This window comes from Levilactobacillus muriae, from assembly GCF_045862015.1.
In the GTDB taxonomy this organism is placed as follows: Bacteria; Bacillota; Bacilli; order Lactobacillales; family Lactobacillaceae; genus Levilactobacillus; species Levilactobacillus muriae.
The window spans coordinates 16,279-33,313 of sequence record NZ_BAAFRU010000003.1 but is presented as its reverse complement, the minus strand read 5'-3'; the positions used below and the strand labels follow the sequence as shown (position 1 = coordinate 33,313).

The 17,035-nt window shown below is 48.7% G+C and carries 17 protein-coding genes; 3 read left to right on the top strand and 14 right to left on the bottom strand.

Annotation, left to right across the window (positions count from 1 at the left end):
* Positions 1 to 262: 262 nt before the first annotated feature.
* Entirely contained in the window at positions 263 to 1,084 is an 822-nt protein-coding gene (locus ACKTSF_RS02365; protein WP_407886273.1) for an N-acyl homoserine lactonase family protein, read from the top strand.
* Here the strand turns inward: ACKTSF_RS02365 and ACKTSF_RS02360 are convergent.
* From ACKTSF_RS02360 to ACKTSF_RS02310, 11 genes are all read right to left on the bottom strand, one after another.
* Positions 1,071 to 1,631 carry a TetR/AcrR family transcriptional regulator gene (locus ACKTSF_RS02360; protein WP_407886272.1) on the bottom strand — a complete coding sequence of 187 codons (561 nt, stop codon included), beginning with the start codon at positions 1,629 to 1,631 and terminating at the stop codon, positions 1,071 to 1,073. The two genes, ACKTSF_RS02365 and ACKTSF_RS02360, sit on opposite strands and share 14 nt — an antisense overlap.
* A 137-nt stretch (positions 1,632 to 1,768) precedes the next feature.
* Positions 1,769 to 2,926 carry an MFS transporter gene (locus ACKTSF_RS02355; protein ID WP_407886270.1) on the bottom strand — a complete coding sequence of 386 codons (1,158 nt, stop codon included), beginning with the start codon at positions 2,924 to 2,926 and terminating at the stop codon, positions 1,769 to 1,771.
* A 6-nt stretch (positions 2,927 to 2,932) separates the two neighbouring features.
* Positions 2,933 to 3,358, bottom strand: a complete 426-nt coding sequence (locus ACKTSF_RS02350; protein WP_407886268.1) for a MarR family winged helix-turn-helix transcriptional regulator — start codon at positions 3,356 to 3,358, stop codon at positions 2,933 to 2,935.
* Between the two features lie 279 nt (positions 3,359 to 3,637).
* Positions 3,638 to 6,469 carry a leucine-rich repeat domain-containing protein gene (locus ACKTSF_RS02345; RefSeq protein ID WP_407886266.1) on the bottom strand — a complete coding sequence of 944 codons (2,832 nt, stop codon included), beginning with the start codon at positions 6,467 to 6,469 and terminating at the stop codon, positions 3,638 to 3,640.
* 407 nt (positions 6,470 to 6,876) lie between these two features.
* On the bottom strand, positions 6,877 to 7,698 hold the full coding sequence (recO, locus tag ACKTSF_RS02340) for a DNA repair protein RecO (RefSeq protein WP_407886264.1): 822 nt from the start codon (positions 7,696 to 7,698) through the stop codon (positions 6,877 to 6,879).
* Positions 7,699 to 7,724: 26 nt separating this feature from the next.
* A complete protein-coding gene (era, locus tag ACKTSF_RS02335) occupies positions 7,725 to 8,630 on the bottom strand; it encodes a GTPase Era (protein WP_020088523.1) in 906 nt (301 codons plus the stop codon).
* Between the two features lie 12 nt (positions 8,631 to 8,642).
* Entirely contained in the window at positions 8,643 to 9,044 is a 402-nt protein-coding gene (locus tag ACKTSF_RS02330) for a diacylglycerol kinase family protein (RefSeq protein ID WP_407886262.1), read from the bottom strand.
* Positions 9,022 to 9,510 carry an rRNA maturation RNase YbeY gene (ybeY, locus tag ACKTSF_RS02325; protein ID WP_407886260.1) on the bottom strand — a complete coding sequence of 163 codons (489 nt, stop codon included), beginning with the start codon at positions 9,508 to 9,510 and terminating at the stop codon, positions 9,022 to 9,024. Before ybeY ends, ACKTSF_RS02330 begins: the two co-directional genes overlap by 23 nt.
* A complete protein-coding gene (locus tag ACKTSF_RS02320; RefSeq protein WP_407886258.1) occupies positions 9,510 to 10,496 on the bottom strand; it encodes a PhoH family protein in 987 nt (328 codons plus the stop codon). Before ACKTSF_RS02320 ends, ybeY begins: the two co-directional genes overlap by 1 nt.
* Positions 10,497 to 10,856: 360 nt before the next feature.
* Positions 10,857 to 11,303, bottom strand: a complete 447-nt coding sequence (locus ACKTSF_RS02315) for a GatB/YqeY domain-containing protein (protein WP_407886256.1) — start codon at positions 11,301 to 11,303, stop codon at positions 10,857 to 10,859.
* A 43-nt stretch (positions 11,304 to 11,346) separates the two neighbouring features.
* Positions 11,347 to 11,700, bottom strand: coding sequence for a winged helix-turn-helix transcriptional regulator (locus ACKTSF_RS02310; protein ID WP_407886255.1), 354 nt, complete (start codon positions 11,698 to 11,700; stop codon positions 11,347 to 11,349).
* A gap of 261 nt (positions 11,701 to 11,961) precedes the next feature.
* Between ACKTSF_RS02310 and ACKTSF_RS02305 the strand changes: the two genes are divergently transcribed.
* Positions 11,962 to 12,978: a zinc-binding alcohol dehydrogenase family protein gene (locus ACKTSF_RS02305; RefSeq protein ID WP_407886574.1), complete on the top strand. Its 1,017-nt coding sequence runs from the start codon at positions 11,962 to 11,964 to the stop codon at positions 12,976 to 12,978.
* Positions 12,979 to 13,106: 128 nt separating this feature from the next.
* On the opposite strand, the gene rpsU is transcribed toward ACKTSF_RS02305, so the two are convergent.
* The gene (rpsU, locus tag ACKTSF_RS02300) at positions 13,107 to 13,295 is read right to left on the bottom strand and encodes a 30S ribosomal protein S21 (RefSeq protein ID WP_011667518.1); all 189 of its coding nucleotides are present in this window, start codon (positions 13,293 to 13,295) and stop codon (positions 13,107 to 13,109) included.
* A 193-nt stretch (positions 13,296 to 13,488) separates the two neighbouring features.
* On the opposite strand from rpsU, the gene ACKTSF_RS02295 reads away from it, so the two are divergent.
* Complete coding sequence (locus ACKTSF_RS02295) at positions 13,489 to 14,316, top strand: pyruvate, water dikinase regulatory protein (RefSeq protein WP_407886253.1); 828 nt, start codon at positions 13,489 to 13,491, stop codon at positions 14,314 to 14,316.
* Positions 14,317 to 14,873: 557 nt separating this feature from the next.
* Here ACKTSF_RS02295 and ACKTSF_RS02290 read toward each other — a convergent pair.
* The gene (locus ACKTSF_RS02290; protein ID WP_407886252.1) at positions 14,874 to 15,806 is read right to left on the bottom strand and encodes a deoxyribonuclease IV; all 933 of its coding nucleotides are present in this window, start codon (positions 15,804 to 15,806) and stop codon (positions 14,874 to 14,876) included.
* The gene (locus tag ACKTSF_RS02285; protein WP_407886250.1) at positions 15,806 to 17,029 is read right to left on the bottom strand and encodes a CDP-glycerol glycerophosphotransferase family protein; all 1,224 of its coding nucleotides are present in this window, start codon (positions 17,027 to 17,029) and stop codon (positions 15,806 to 15,808) included. Before ACKTSF_RS02285 ends, ACKTSF_RS02290 begins: the two co-directional genes overlap by 1 nt.
* Between the last annotated feature and the right edge of the window lie 6 nt (positions 17,030 to 17,035).

Genomic DNA, 17,035 nt, shown 5'->3' with positions numbered 1-17,035 from the left:
TCGTAATCGACTTATTTAACTGTGTTTTATGATAGCCGTCTGGGGCGGGGATGTCAATGTGTTTCAAGGAAAAGCTCCTCAGAATTTAGCCCGTCTAACTCTAAAATTATCAGATACAAGCGCCTTCGTTCCAATTCGCATGTATATGAGGCATTTAAGTAAGCCACGTTCGTTATCTAACAGTCTGTAGTGAATTGATCTTAAATTATAATCACTTTTCTCGTATACTGATCCTATTCACTACAGAAAAGGAAGTCTTCCCATGACAAAAATTAAAATTCACGTTCTCCACACCGGTCTCGTTCAAGTCGACGCCGGCCTTCCCACTCACGACAAATCTCGTAATCCCCTGGCTTTTACCGGCCTCTTACGTTCCCATATTCATCAAGTGACCTTACCCGTCTCCAGCTATCTGATCGAGCATCCAAAGGGACTGCTGTTAATCGACACCGGTTGGAACGAACTGGTTCGAACGAGCCAATGGCGTGAACTTGGCCTGCAAATGCAAATCAATAAAGCTTACTTACCAGATGGTTGGTCGATCCGCGAACAGCTACACGCTCTCGGTTACCAACCATCCGATATTGACTACCTCGTCTTGAGTCACTTACACAGTGACCATGCTAGCGGCTTGCCCCTCGTCAAAGATGCACAACATATTCTGGTCAGCGCGCCCGAATGGCAAGCCGCACAACATGACAAGCTCCGTTATATTGCCAAAATGTGGCAAAACGTTTCTCTCAAAACATTTGCCTTTCAACCCAGTCAATTGGGGCCCTTCCACCAATCGTTCGATCTTTTCAACGATGGCTCCGTCCAATTCATCTACACACCTGGTCATAGCCGAGGCTTAGCTGCAACCCTGATTCACAGCACATCTGGTCAGGAGGTTTTGCTAGCCAGTGACACCGGCTACGCACAATCATCCATCGATCACCTCTATACCCCTGGAATCGTCATCAACCGTCGCCAAGCACTAGAATCTATCGCCTGGGTTCAGCAGAAATCCCATGAACCACAGGTTATCGAGACCTTGACCAATCATGATCCCCAGATTTCCCCCCATACAATCACTTTGGCTTAGTTAATCCAGCGAGGACGACTTTAAAACTCTGATTCATAAAGGAACTGATACGTTCATCCAACCCGTTTTCAATAGCGTAACGGATATACGTCATGGCACTCGCTGCGTAAATCTCTTGAAGGTAATCTAAAGGGACTGGCAGGACCACCGATCGCTGCTCTAAGTATTGGGGTAGAGCGGCCTGCAAGATTCGCTGGAAATTTTGGGTCAAATCTGCTGAATCAACGTGAATCGCTAATAATATTTGTAGCCGCCGTTGTTCGGGTAACAAGCCCTTCACCAATTGTGTCAGTGACGAGGTTTCTTGAAAGTCGAGCTGTCGCTGATTCATTAATTCTTGAAAAGAAGCGGTATAACGCGCGACTTGTTTTTCAAGCCAATCGTACTTGTCTAGATAGTATTGGTAAAAAGTCGAGCGCCCAATCTCAGCTTCTTGACAAATTTCCGCTATCGACAGTCGTTCAAAAGCAGTCGTCGCTAGTAAGTCATAGCATGTTTGGTCGATCAATCGTAGTGTTTTCACAACCCGCCGATCAATTTTATTCATCACAGTCACTCCTCAAATAGGACCTAAGCCCTTCCCGTTTAGATGATGTCGATAGCAATTGTTTCAAGTAAGAGCATGGTGACACGCATAGCGTGTGATCATGCTCTTATTGGATACCCCAAAATCGAAAGTTAATGTCATGCCAATCTCCGTCGATTCCGCCAGTACACCACCACCAGCAGTGGCAGCGTTATCGCCATCACCGGATAGAGCCAGACCCACGGCAGATAAGTCGTGATGACCCCCGCCAGCATGGGACCGAGCGTCATCCCCAGATCGATACCAATGTAAAACGTGCTGTTGGCCAGACCTCGGTCGGACTTTGGAACCAGCGTGAGCGACTTTGCCTGACAGATTGAAAACATCAGGCCGTACCCGGCCGCGAGTCCCACGGCTCCCACCGCCAGCATTAGCCAATTTGTCATCTCTGTTGGCCCAATGATGCCAATCAGATTACACCCCAGGCAGATCCAGAAAAATTTTCTAAAGGGAATCCGATCAAAAGCATCCCGCAAGAGCAATCGCATTGCCAACAATACCAACGCGTAGACCGGGAAGAAGGCCCCGGCCGGAATCCCAAAGCCACGATGCTCGACGTAACTCACGATATAGGTCTGTGTCGCAAAGTATGGCAGTGAGAAGAGTAAAAGAATCGCGGCAACCGGTACGACTTTTGGTTGAACCAGTCGCAGTTTAGGATGCTTCACTTTGCTCTTCTGATAGTCGGGGTGCGGCACGCTCCGATTACCCACGAACTGAATAATAATGAGCAGAAGCGTCACACAGACTGCAGCGACCCAAAAGACACTACGATAACCAAAGTGGTGATAGAGGTAGACACTTACGGCCGGTCCAATCGCCATTCCCAAGGCATTGGCGATCCCGTAAATTCCCATTCCAGCACCAATCCGGTCGGCCGGTAACAGGCTGGCCATCCAGGTTGACATGCAGACCGTGCACAACGTATAGCCCAAGCCATTCACGACTCGCCAGACCATCGTCAGTGCAACCGAGGTGGTTAGGCCATAGCCCACGCAAGCGATGAGAATTAAGATACCCCCGATTAAGGTTAAACGGTACTTGGAAAACCGGTCAGTTAGGTTTCCCGCCAATGGCCGTAAAACCAGCGAGGTCAAGTTCATCATCCCAGCGACGACCCCGGCTAACACACTGTTAGCGCCAATGTTACTTGAAAATCCTGCGATGATCGGATTTACCAGCATCGGACTCATCAGGAAGAAGAAGCTGGCAGCTAAAACTAATTTAACATCCTTCGTATATAAGCTGGTCTTCACACGACTTCATTTCCCTTCTAAATTCTGACTGATACGATCCAGCATCGTTAATAATTCTTGTTGTTCGGTCGGTGTAAAGTCGGTAAATAATGCCTGACTAGTATCCTTAATATGCGCATCCAACTGCCGACATTTGGCGAGACCGGCCGCCGTGAACCCTACCAATTTAGCACGACCATCGTTAGGATTAGGATCTAACCGCAATAACTGACGGTTGACCAGCCGTTTTACAATCAAGCGGGCCGTTTGATGGGTAATCTGCTGATGATCTTTAAAGTCCGTAATCGTACTCTGCGGAAAGTCTTCGAAGAACCGTAGCGCATCGGCCTGCTCACTAGTCAATTCTAGCTGGCCAACGAACAAATTCCGTTTATGTCTGATTCGCCGGCCTAGAATGACCAGCTTGCGAGAAATCATTTGATCACCGTTCATGGAATCACCTCTACGGTTATTATACAGCTAACTGTATAGTTTTAGAAGGCTTGCTCACGTTTTCTTTCCTAAAATACCTTCAGTTTGCTTTCATTTCTGATTTTTCGTTGATTAACACTCTTCTAAACGCTATCCGTAACGCTTCAACGACAGCAACAATACTAATCTGACCAGAATCAGTTTATTTCGCCTTCGCCAAGTATCAGCGTAAAAAAATGGTCGTCATTTTGTCCTGACGACCATTGTAATCTGTGATTCTATATCATATTTTCAAACAATCTAATTACGCCGGCGTCGTCCACCCAAACCGAACACACTCAATACAGCCAACAAGGCCGCACCAATCGCTGACCAATAAGTGGTTCGTTCATTGGTTTGTGGCAAGTGTGTTTGCGGCCGCTTTTGACTATTAGCGGTAGAACTGCGCTTTACGATAGCCGCCTGTTGCGCGTAAGACCAGCTAGCTGTCATCGTTCCCTGCTGTGTACCATTGAATGCTGGGGAACCGGCAAATCTAACAGCTGCGTGCTGACCCTTGCGTTTCACATCCACACCTTTAGATCGTCGTTGTTCAGCGTTACGAGCTGGCGTCTTCTTTTGTGAGGTTTTGGCCGGTTTAGTCTTTTTAGTTGGCTTACTAGGAATCGTTGGTGTGCTTGGCGTCGACGGAGTTGTTGGTTTTGTCGGCGTCGTTGGGGTCGTCGTACCGGAACCGCTATCCGATGTTGACCAACTCAGCGTTAGGGCATCCACCCCATAGTTTCCAGAATGGTCTGTCGCATCCTCAGTTGTTCCACTCGACAGTGAGAATGTCAGGCTGGTTGCCGTAAAGTTTGCCGGCAGAGTTAGCGAATCAGTGGTTGGATCGTATGTAACCATCGCACCGTCTAGCTTGAAAACCATGGGATCCGTGAGACTGAAGTTCTGCAGTTGCAGTTGCTTGGTAATAGCAGCACGGATCCCGGTCAGTTGATTACCAGACCTGCTAACGGTTACGGCCAACGTTTTTTGTCCGTCAAAAGCGTAGTCCCCCAGATTTTTCACCGGTTGGACTGCCTGAATCTTCTGTAAATTGTTACCATCAAAGGCATCAATCCCGACACTATTTACGGTACCGTCCAGTTGGAGTCCACCTAGATTATTACTAGCGAAGGCTGAATCCCCAATATTCGTTACACTATTGGGAACCTCTAACATTCCCATCAACTGATTCTTAGCAAAGGCGGATGACCCAATGGTAAGTAAGTCAGTTCCGAGTTTGAGTCCCGTTAACTGGTTACCAGCGAAGGTAGCCGTTCCAATATGCTGAATGCCATCCGAAAGTATCAGAGTCCCCGTCAACTTGTTCCCAGAAAAGGCACTCTCGCCAATCGTTCCCGTACTCTTGCCAAAGTCGATAGCATTCAAGGAATCCCCGGCGAAGGCACCAGAGTTAATAAACGATACGCTATCTGGAATCACCAAAGTTCCCGCTAAGGTTTTATTGCCAGTAAAGGCGGCACTTCCGATAGTTTCAAGTTTAGACGCCCCATCACCGAGCTTTAATCCTGTCAATTGATTGCCAGCAAAGGCCGTATCACCTATAGTGATCACTGTATTTGGAATGTAGAGTTCTCCGCTGATACCATCGCCAGCAAAGGCCGCGTCGCCAATGGATTGAACACTCTTCCCGAGAGTAAGCTGAGTAAGCGTACTATTTGTTGAGAACGCTGCCGTTCCAATCGTTTTAACGTTATCTGGAATCACAACATTGGTTAACAAATTATTGTCAAAAGCTGATTCGCCAATCGTTGTCAATCCATCCGCATTGTTCAAATTAAGCTGAACAATCTGATTGTATTGGAACGCATTGCTCCCAATCGTTGTTACTGTCTCAGGTATGCTGACGGCCGTTATCTTATTACTTAAAAAGGCAGCAATATCAATCGTCTGTAAGGCATCACCTAAGTCAACTGTGGTCAGATCATTATAAGCAAACGCACTTTTCCCTACAGATAAGGTTTTCTTCGGTAATATCACACTGGTCAACGCATTATAAGCAAATGCCTTATCGCTAATTTGAACAGGCACCGTTCCCTTCCCAAAATCAATTCCAGACAGCTGGTTACCGGAGCCGTCGCCTAATTCACTACCTTCAAACGCTGCGGACCCAATTTGCGTCACAGTCGGTGGCAACGTCAATACACCCGCCAACTTGTTACCAGTAAACGCATTGGCCTTGATATCCCATAGTGACCCATTATTCCTTGAAAAATCAACCGTAGTCAATAGGTTGTTTTCAAAAGCAGCCTCTCCAATAATTTGGATATTAGCGCCCATAGTTAAACTCTTGATCCCATCGTTCTGGAAGACACCATCAGCAATTTCCGTCACATTAAAACTGCCTGCACTCCCAGTATGGGTGTCTGGAATCACAACATTCTTGCTCGTACCTGAGTACGCTGTAATAATATAACCATAGCCCTCGCTGTTTAAGGCATACGAGAACCCATCCGCATCCGGTGTCGTGGTATCAGCACTTGTTGGAACAGCCACTGCTCGCGTTAACAAACGTGAGGATGGCCGAACTTGATTCAGCCTCAATGATTCTCCCATCGCCGGTAGCATTCTGGAATTCTTTACGGCCATGGATGATACCTTTATTTTAAGCGATGTCGTAGTCGTTACCGATGTTTGTACTGGTTCCGTTGGCTTTTCAACCGTTTCTTTGCCGCTTGTTGCGTGACTTGTCCCAATTAGTGAGCTCAACTGATATGGCTGTTGTGCAGCGGCCGGCTTCCCACTAGCTGTGCTCGACGCTTGACTGGTTACTGACGACGGTGCAGCGCTTGACGCTTGACTCGTAACTGAAGATGGCGACGTATTTTCACCAGACGTGTCATTCATTGTGTCATCGGCAATCTTTGCTGAAGCAGCAACTTCGCCAGATGTTGCGCCTTCAGAATCTTTAACCGTTGTTGTAGCCGGTTCAGCGGTACCCGTTGCCGCTTGCGCGGATTGTGCACTGATCATGAGCCCCGTACTCAAAGCCACTAGCGTAACACCCGCGTATAATAGCTGATATTGTGTTTTATTTTCATGCTCCCGCTCTTCACGATTTTTCGTCTGCATTCCTAATCTTCCTTTGCCTTTTTCTCCACGCCGTTATCGCGCAAGACTACATTCTCCGATTAATAAGTTTTCTTATATTTCAATCGTAGCACGAATAAGGTGAATTACCAGGCATCGCCAATTAACGATGGGAGAAACGATTCACTCTATTATTAAGGCGATTGGGGTGTTCCATGCCTAGACCTTTTGGAAAGCCCCAATTCTCGGCTATGATTGTCAAGATTCATCACAGATTTTATTATCTGTGGTGGATAATATTTTTCTTATCATTGACCATTCTTTAATCATCATTTAATGCCTTTCCAATCATTAAACCTGTCCCTTCTTAATCACCAACTTGTCAAACAAAAAGTGCCAAACAGCTCCCGTGATAGGAATTGTTTGACACTTTTATGCATTTAGATCCCCTAGGATTCAGGGCTATTTCCGGTTTCAGGCGCGTCACTTGCCGGCGGCGTCATCAACCGTGCCGACCAGGACTGCATCTGATCCAAGAACCGTTTGCTCTTGGGATGAACCCCAATCTGACTATCGTAGATTTCATCCATCAACTGCCGCAACGCGTGCTCCGTTTGGGGCTTTACGCTAATCGTGTGTAACTTGTCCAAGTCAAGTACCGAGAACTGCCGCAGGTAATAAATTGTCCGTTGATTTAGGTGAAGCCGCCGTGGGTCCATCTGCCAATGCTGCTGGCACAGCAGACCCCCGTAACTTTCCGAATAGTCAAAGGGCAGATCATTTCTGCCACAGACTGCACAGCCTTGGAGCTGCGGCGCCACTCCGAAAGCCGGCATCAATTGAATCTCCATAATGTTGGTTACAATCGACGCGTTGACGCCATCATCGATCAATGTCAGTGCACGCTGAACCCGGTGATACCAGTCGGGTAACGGCTGACTGTCAGGAAAGGCGGCATCCACCAAACTCATGATATAAGTAGCGTACGCGTTTTTAAAAATATCCGCACTGATATTCTGATACTGACTGGTCTCTCTGGCCGTGCGAATGTAGGACAACCCATCGTCAGCAATGTCGCCTACGTAACTCCCCACCGTGAACGGCAGGATATCCGCAACCATCTTGAACCCTTTTTTCTTAGCACCGCGTACCAGGAACATTTTCTTACCAAATTCTGCCGTTAAAAACTTAATCAGGAAGTCCCGTTCGGCATAATCGCGCCGAAACAGCAGGATGCCGTGAAAATCCGTCACGTTACGTGCCACCGTCATCCCCGCTTTCTTTCAACACTGATGATTTATAGATCGTCCTTGCGGTAACCGTAGCTCTTCAACAACGTTGCTTTATCTCGCCAGTTCGGTTGCACCTTGACCCACAATTGCAGGTAGACTTTACTCCCCAGCAAGTGTTCAATATCGCGCCGAGCCATCGTCCCAATCTTCTTGAGCATGCTGCCACCCTTGCCAATCATAATTCCCTTTTGGGTTGGCCGCTCGACAATAATTGTCGCTTCGATGTGAACGTGGTCTTCATCCTTTTGTTTCATACTCTCAATTTCTACGGCCACTGAATGGGGCACCTCTTCACGCGTCAACATGAAGATCTTTTCCCGAATCAGTTCACTAACCACGAACCGTTCTGGGTGATCGGTTACCTGATCCTCAGGGTAGTATTGCGGCCCATTCGGCATCTCATCAACCAGATCGCCTAAAAATTCATCCACGTTATTTCCTTCGAGAGCGGAAATTGGGTAGACGGCCTTCCATGGCAACGCCGTCTTGTATTGTTCCATAATGGCCAGCAGGTCGTCCGGATGGATCTGATCGATCTTGTTGATCAACAGGTAGACCGGCGCCTTGATACCCTTCAGGCGGTCGATGATAAAGTTATCCCCGGCACCACGTTTTTCAGCAGCGTTGATCATGAACAGCACAGCATCGACTTCGTTTAACGCCGACATCGCTGACTGTACCATGTAATCGCCTAACTTACTCTTAGGTTTGTGGACCCCCGGCGTATCGATGAAGACAATCTGAGCCTCATCCGTCGTGTAGATTCCTTGAATCTTATTCCGCGTCGTCTGCGCGGTGTCCGACATGATAGCGATCTTTTGACCAATCACGCGGTTTAAAAACGTTGATTTTCCCACATTGGGCCGGCCAACGATAGCCACGAAGCCTGATTTATAATTTGGATTATCCATATTTTCCTCCACTTAGAGCCAACGACTTAGCGCTGGCAGCATGACGAGTGCACCGACAATGATTGCAAATATCGCGGCAAGTAAGACGCCACCGGCAGCCACATCCTTGGCCCGTTTCGCCAAATCGTGATAGGTTGTGCCCACCACTAGGTCGACAACAGCCTCAACGATCGTATTGAGCGTTTCAGCGATCAACACCAAGAAGATGGCAAGCACCAGCCACAGCCACTCGTTTAACGTTAGTCTTAAAATCATGCCGACGATCACCGCCAGCGTTCCCACTGCCAAGTGCTTCCGGAAATTCCGTTCGTAATGAAACAATGCCCGCAGGCCATCCCACGCGTGGCCTAACGACTGCACGAACGCCCGGTTCTTTCCCGTCTGCTTGCGCTTATCGTTTGAGCCCATAGGCATCGAGGATATCGGCTTGCAATTTGAACATGACTTTCTCATCCTCAGGCTTCATGTGATCATAACCGTTAAGATGAAGGAAACCGTGGACCACGAGAAAACCGAGTTCCCGTTCGTAGGAGTGGCCCAGGTATTCCGCCTGTTCTGCGACCTTATCCATGGAAACAAAGATATCGCCGATGTTTTCGGGAATCTCAGCAGCCATCTCAGGATCCATCACTAATGGAAAATCAGTATCTTCCTCTTCGTCGTCTTCAATCGCAAAACTGATGACATCGGTTGCCCGGTCAACCCCACGGTACTGCTTGTTGATGCGATGAATGTCTTCGTTATTCATCAGGGTTACGGACATTTCGGTATTTTCGGCAAGTTCAAGATACTTCCCGGCATATTCCAAAACTTCTTTAATCATGTCCACGTGCTTTGCTGGCACGCCATCTTTAGTTTTATCGTAAATCTCTAAATCCATTATTTTTTAGCTCCATTTGGTTTAGTATCGTTGGCTTCGTAAGCATTAATGATGCTAGCCACGACTGGGTGCCGGACAACATCGTCAGAACTGAAGGTCACAAAGTTAATGTGCGCGACGTTCTGAAGAATGTGCTGGGCCTGAATCAGCCCAGACTTGGCGTTGTGTGGCAGGTCAATCTGCGAAATATCTCCGTTGACAATCATCTTGGACCCAAAGCCCAATCGTGTCAGGAACATCTTCATCTGCATATTGGTCGTGTTCTGGGCTTCATCGAGAATGACGAAAGCCGATTCCAGCGTCCGCCCCCGCATGTAGGCCAGCGGCGCAATTTCGATGACCCCACGATCCATCAAGCGGGTCGTATGTTCTGCCCCTAAAATGGCATACAGCGCATCATAGATGGGCCGCAAGTAAGGGTCAACCTTTTCCTTCAAGTCTCCGGGCAAAAACCCCAGACTTTCCCCAGCTTCCACGGCGGGCCGCGTAATGATCAGCTTCTCTACATCACCACGTTTGAGGGCTGCCACAGCCATAACCACGGCTAAGAAAGTTTTCCCAGTCCCGGCTGGACCAATCCCAAACGTAATGTCATTATGCTTGATTGAATCGATGTACTGGCGTTGGCCAAAGTTCTTGACCCGCACAGCACGCCCCTTCGCATCCTTAATCAGCGTTTCATTGTAGAAATCTTTAAAGTACGTCAACGTGCCCTTGCCCGCCATCTTCATAGCGCTGATGACGTCGGCACTATTGAGCTTGATGCCCTTAGCTAGTAAGTCGCTCATGTTTCTTAAAATCGCCAGCGTTTGATCAACCGTATCTGCGGCACCAGAGACTTTGATTGAATTACCAAAGGGCTTAATGGTCACTTGCAATCCCTCTTCAAGGATGGTGACAAACTGATCTTGCGCGCCCAGTAAGGCAACCTCGTCCTCAGGTCGTGCCAAGATATATTCTTTTTCAATCGTTGTGTTTTCAGTCAAATACGGTGGCTCCTTTATTTTTAGTTAGTGTCTAATAGTCAAATTTTAGCATACTGCCGGGGATTGTAAAAGGATTCCGCGCGAAAATCCAAGAGAAGCGACGATAACTGACGTTAATCACCGGTCCAGACCGGTTTTTCGACGTACAACCTTTGTGTGCCTCACCAATTTGGCCGTCAACGTGCCGGGTCAACACGAGTTGATCCCGGAGCTTCAGGCCGTTCCCCATATACAGTGGGTCGTAAAGTAATCAGCCTCCACCGTCACAATGCGATAGCGTCGTCGCCAGTAGATCAAGGCCACGCCGATCCCTTCGTTAAAAAAATCACCACGGTCCGACCGTGATGATTCTCGTAAAACTTACTTGTTTAATTGGGCCTTAACGGTCTTGTTGACAATAGCCCCATCGGCCTTGCCCTTAACCTGTGGCATCACAACACCCATGACCTTACCAAAGTCACCCATGCCACTAGCAGACACCTTAGCAATGCTGTCAGCGACGATCTTAGCCACTTCGTCTTCACTCATTTGCTTAGGCGCGTACTTTTCGACGATGGCGATTTCGGCCTTAACGCCTTCCACCAAGTCATCACGGTTACCTTTGGCGAATTCTTCCATGGATTCCTTACGTTGCTTCAATTCACGGGAAACGATCGTTAATTCTTCGTCAGGGGTCAAATCATGGCCTTGCTTAACCTTTTCGTTGGTCAAAGCTGCCTTCATCATCCGGATAACGTTTAAGGATAACTTATCGTGGGCCTTCATGGCCGTCTTTAAATCAGTGTTGAGTTGGGTTTCTAAACTCATTACATTTCCTCCTAAAAAATCATAATTATAGTCTAGTTTACACCTATTTAATGGATGCGTCAGCTGAAGTTACCGCGGCTCGCTGCTGATGGTAATACTGCCCCCACTTTTCCATCGCCGAAATCACCGGCCACAAAGACTGACCCAAAACCGTTAGACGGTACTCTGTCTGTGGCTGAACAGCAACGTAAACCCGTTTCTCTAGCAAGCCATCTGCAACCAGCTCATTTAGCTGGCGCTCCAAGACTCGCGTCAAAATCCGTGGTAGCCACCGCTTAAAGTCACTGAAGCGGCCCACTTGTTCCTGAAATAGGCGGTAAAGAATCACACTCTTCCATTTTCCTGCCACAAACTGTAACGTATCCTCAACCTGACAACTATCAGCACAATACTTCACGTGCCTCACCCTCCCCACTCTTGTGCTTTCATTCTACGCCGAAGCCACTAGAAAACAAGTCAGGTCACTCACAACACATGTCAGTAAGCATCCAGGTTAGTCGTCTATTTTCATAACATCTGGTTCACCTGGCAACACGGCGCCGCAATTGTTGTCGCGCGAGGTAACGACTACCTTAAAATTCAGGATTGTTTTTCACCGGCCGATGACTTACGCTAGCACTGAATCACAATTACGAAGGGAAGTTTTGCCATGTCAGACATGCGGGCCATCGGCTTCACTCAGAATTTGCCGATTGCGAATGAAAAAAGTTTCTTTGAATTCTTCACACCTAAGCCAACGCCAACGGGTCACGATATTTTGGTAAAGGTCCAAGCCACCTCGGTCAATCCCGTGGATACAGGTGTACGGCGTGGAACACCGGGCGTCCTCGCCACACCCAAGGTGATCGGTTGGGATGCTTACGGCATCGTCGACGCAATTGGCGACGCGGTTAGCCTCTTTCAACCCGGTGACCAAGTCTTCTATGCCGGCTCCTTCAAACGTGCTGGAACAGATAGCGAATATCACCTCGTAGATGAACGTATCGTGGGCCACGCACCCACTTTGCTGAGTCCTGCAGAGGCCGCAGCCATGCCTCTGACCTCACTGACGGCGTGGGAAGCCCTCTTCGAACAGATGCCCATCGACTTTGATCATCCCCATAACAACGCTGGCAAGACCGTATTGATCATCAACGGTGCCGGTGGCGTTGGCTCAACAGCCACACAGCTCGCCCACTTGGCCGGTCTAACTGTAATTGCTACAGCTTCACGTCCGGAAACCATTGCCTGGACTAAGGCCCATGGCGCGGATGCCGTCGTCAATCATCGTAAGAACCTCGTTGATGAAGTCCACGCGCTAGGTTACGCCACGGTTGATTACATTCTCGAACTCAGCAATCTCAATCAACACTGGGCTGAGATTGTCGCGCTCATCGCCCCCAGTGGTCACATCGTCTCCATCACTGGTAATGACCAACCAATTGACCTACGTGCCTTAAAGCAAAAGCGCGCCACCTTCGCCTGGGAATGGATGTACACCAAGTCTTTCTTCGAAACGCCGGATATGATCACGCAACATGAAACGTTGGAACGTATTCGACAGCTGCTGGACGATGGCCAACTCACCACTACGCTGACCAAAACATTTACGCCGATCAATGCCGCCAATCTCCGGGCCGCCCACACCTTAGTGGAAGCCAACCGAATGATTGGGAAGGTCGTTTTGGTTAACTAATCTACGTTAGCTTCAAATTAATCTTAAAATAATTGTTACTCTTACCGCCATCACTAGTTACGTAACCGATACAAAAAACCGCTAACCAATTAAGGTCAGCGGTTTTTGAATTAAATTGCAAAAAGAGCTTAGAAACGCTTCTTCTTGGCTTTACGCTTACGCGCAGCTTCTGATTTTAACTTTTTCTTCACACTTGGTTTTTCGTAAAATTCACGTTTACGGTATTCTTGTAAAGTACCGCTACGGGAAACCGTACGTTTGAAGCGCCGAAGAGCGTCGTCAAAAGACTCGTTTTTACGAACGACTGTCTTTGCCATATAAAATTCCCTCCCTCCGAGCACAAGTAATAACGCCGGTTAGTTTTTTACCACCGGCGTAACGGTTCTTAACTATTATACATAATCATCCAAACCGCGTCAATAACGCAAGACAATAAAATTTGAACCGTTTTAACGGACGGGGTAAACTAGGGGTAATCACCAAGACAAAAACGCAGAGGAGTTGCTCGCTATGCCGCAGATTACCATCTTTATCATTTCTGATTCTTCCGGAGAAACAGCGCTGACCGTTGCACAAACGGCGGTGTCTCAGTTTCCCACCGTGCAAGCCAGCTACCAACGGTTTCCCTTTATTCAAACCGATTCGATTCTCGACGGGATTCTCAACCTCGCCAAGAAACAGCGAGCGATGATCTTCCATACACTGGTCAACGCCAAGCTGAGTAAAAAGGTCAGAGAATTTGCGACCACTAACCAGCTCCAGCAGTTCGACTGCATTCAGCCCGCCATGGCCGTCATGCAAAGTGCTACGGGCTTAACCCCCGAAGGCGTGCCCGGTCTGGTTCACAACCTCAACGACACCTACTTCGACCGGATTGCCGCCATGGAATTCGCCGTCACCTATGACGATGGGAAGGACCCGACCGGCCTACTCAAGGCGGACATCGTGATTCTTGGGGTCTCACGGACCTCCAAGACCCCACTGTCCCTCTTCCTTGCCAACCGAAACTTACGGGTCGCTAACCTGCCGCTAGGCCCCACCACGCAACTACCAGACGAGCTGTGGCAGGTCGATCCCAAGCGGATCTTCGGCCTGACCAACAAGCCGGAATCCTTACGTAGGATTCGACAGGAGCGGATGCTATCTTACGGTCTACCGGCCGACAGCGCCTATTCCGATACTAAGAAAATCAGTGAAGAACTGGACTACGCGCAAAAAATTTATAAAAAAATCGGTTGCCTCGTGATCGATGTCTCAAACAAATCGATTGAAGAGACCGCCACACTGATTATGGAGAGTGTGGATTATGATTTGATTCCCCACTCATTGACCGACTAAGTTGATTCTGCCAGCCTTCACGGCACAAAGTAAATGGTCCACGCCACCTCAATTATCGAGGCGACGTGAACCATTTTATTATCTACTACAGGTCGAAAGATGAAATATTGGCATAACCCGCTGCACAGTAGGAATAGTGTCCTGATGGTAGCTACATTGTCTAAAACAGCCAGTTTACCGCTCACCAAATTTGGGCTGGAACGTCTACGTAGACAGTGACCAACTATCGTGGACTAACGTTGTCAGTTCAGCGATTGTCACCACAATGTCAGGTTAAAGAACAAATCATAACCGGAGGCGGCCAGAGATGTAGGTAGCTGTGTCGACGGTGTTAGCTGGGAACCAGCTTACAGCGTGGGACGTGTTTGGAGACTGCCGCCTTTGGTAGGCTTCAAACCGAGCCGGAGGACCGCTTCTCAGGCCGCAGGCGGTCCCCACAGTAGCCGGAATTTCTGGCAGCCGCAGGTGGTAATCTTCGACTAACTTAACATCAAAAAGCATTGTTAACCAGAAATTCCTAGGTGTTCTGGAACCTTCAACCCTTAGATCCATTTTGGTTAGTTTTCAGTCAAATATGCGTCGACCGGTTTCCCCGCCAACACATCGGCTTCTAAGTTTGGATTGAATCGTTGATGCTGGAGCATAGCGACTTCGTAGCCATGAGGATTGACCCCATGTTTGCGGTCCGGCCCAATCACGGGTGTTTCCATAATCTTCGGTACCGCCGTTAATTGGGGATGGTGTGCGACGCTGTTCAACACGTCAAACCCCAATGTTCCCAAGCCAATATTGGTGTGACGGTCCTTGTGACTTCCCTGTGGATTCTTGGAATCATTCAGGTGAATCACCTTGAGTTTATCGACGCCAATGACGTGGTCAAATTCGTTGAGTACGCCGTCAAAATCCGTGGCGATAGCGTAACCGGCGTCACTGGTATGACAGGTATCAAAGCAGACCGACAGCCGGTCATTAGCCGCCGTTGCATCCATGATGGCCGCTAGCTCTTCAAAGGTTCGACCGACTTCTGTCCCCTTGCCTGCCATCGTTTCCAAGGCAATCTGCACGGGTTCATCGGCTGCAGCCAAGATTTCATCGAGTCCCTTGGCAATCTGGCCAATCGCCGCATCCGGACCAGCACCTACATGAGCCCCGGGATGCAAGACAATCTGCGTGGCGCCGAGAGCCGCCGCCCGTTTCACCTCATTGGTCAGGAATTCCACGGCAAAGGCATAATTTTGCGGTTTGGTCGTATTTCCTAAATTAACCACGTAAGGCGCATGGATCACCACAGCCCGTTGATTATGGTCAACCATGAATTGCCTGCCTGCTGGAATGTTCAGCTCATCGATTGGCTTGCGGCGGGTGTTCTGCGGTGCACCGGTATAGATCATGAAGACATTTTCACCATATTGGGCGGCCTCCTGCGCTGATCCCAGGAACATGGCCTTTCCCTTCATACTAACGTGTGAGCCAATTAACAATTCTGCCATTACAACTCATCCTTTCCACTAATGATCAGACTGGCCACCTTTTGACTAGCCGTGCCATCTTCCCAATCACAGAACTTCTGGTAAAAGGCGTCCTGCTGAGCTTGATATGCTGGAAAGCTTCCTTGTTCACGCCAACCATCAAGTTGTGTATAGAAAGCTACGGCCGTCGTGACGAGCGGTCCCGGAATTTCCTTTTGATAATCGAAATAGAATCCGCGGAGTTGGTCGCGGTAGTGTTCCAGATCGTAAGCAAAGAATAATTGTGGTCGTTTTAAGTTGGCAAAGTCAAACATCACCGAAGAATAGTCCGTAATTAGTAGATCCGTAATCAAATAGAGTTCGGCGATGTCGGTATCGGCCAACACCGTCACGCGGTCTTCATACCCACGGATATCTACGGCGTCCTTAACCAGATAATGTGGCCGAATAATCAGGTGCGTCCCCGTCGGCACATGCCGGAAGAACTCACCTAAATCAAACGGCAAGTCAAAACGGTATACACCCGGTCGCACAGCCATGTCATCCCGCCAAGTCGGTGCGTAAGTCACGACTGGACCAGTGACCTTGCCCAGCAAGTGTTGACGCAGGGCTGCTACCTTATCTGGCTGATTATCCGTATAGAGGACATCGTTTCGAGGATAGCCAATCGTCAGGAAGTGCCCCCGGTATCCAAAGGCACGTTTGAAAATGTCGCGCGAATACTGGTTCGGCGCAATCAGATAATCCCAGCGTGACGAGGCCGTCACAAACTGCTGGTGATAGTCAGCCGTGCTGGTCCCCGGAATCGCCACGTGCGCAATGTCGGCACCAAGCTTCTTCAGGGGTGTCCCGTGCCAAGTCTGAATGGTCCGCGTGTGGCGGTTAGCATGCCACCAATTGGGTAAGCGGGAATTTAAAACCCAGTACTCCGCTCGAGCCATCAGCCAGACCCACTTGGGTGTAAAACGCTTGATCAGTTGGATTCCCGGATACTTACGTTTCAACGCCGCATATTCACGGGGTTTGACGCTAAAGTACGCCGTCTCTCGGTAACGTGGGTCCGCCGCCACCAATGCCCGGTAGATGGCCGCCGGATTGTCGTTGACGTCCTTACCGTTGAAACTTTCAAACATCACTAGTCGCCGTTTAATGGGTAAACAAATAAGCCCATCGTTCAGCACGATGAGCCCATAGCGAGCAACTAGCTTCAATGACTGCGTGATTTTTTGGAAACCGTTCGCCATTTGAGG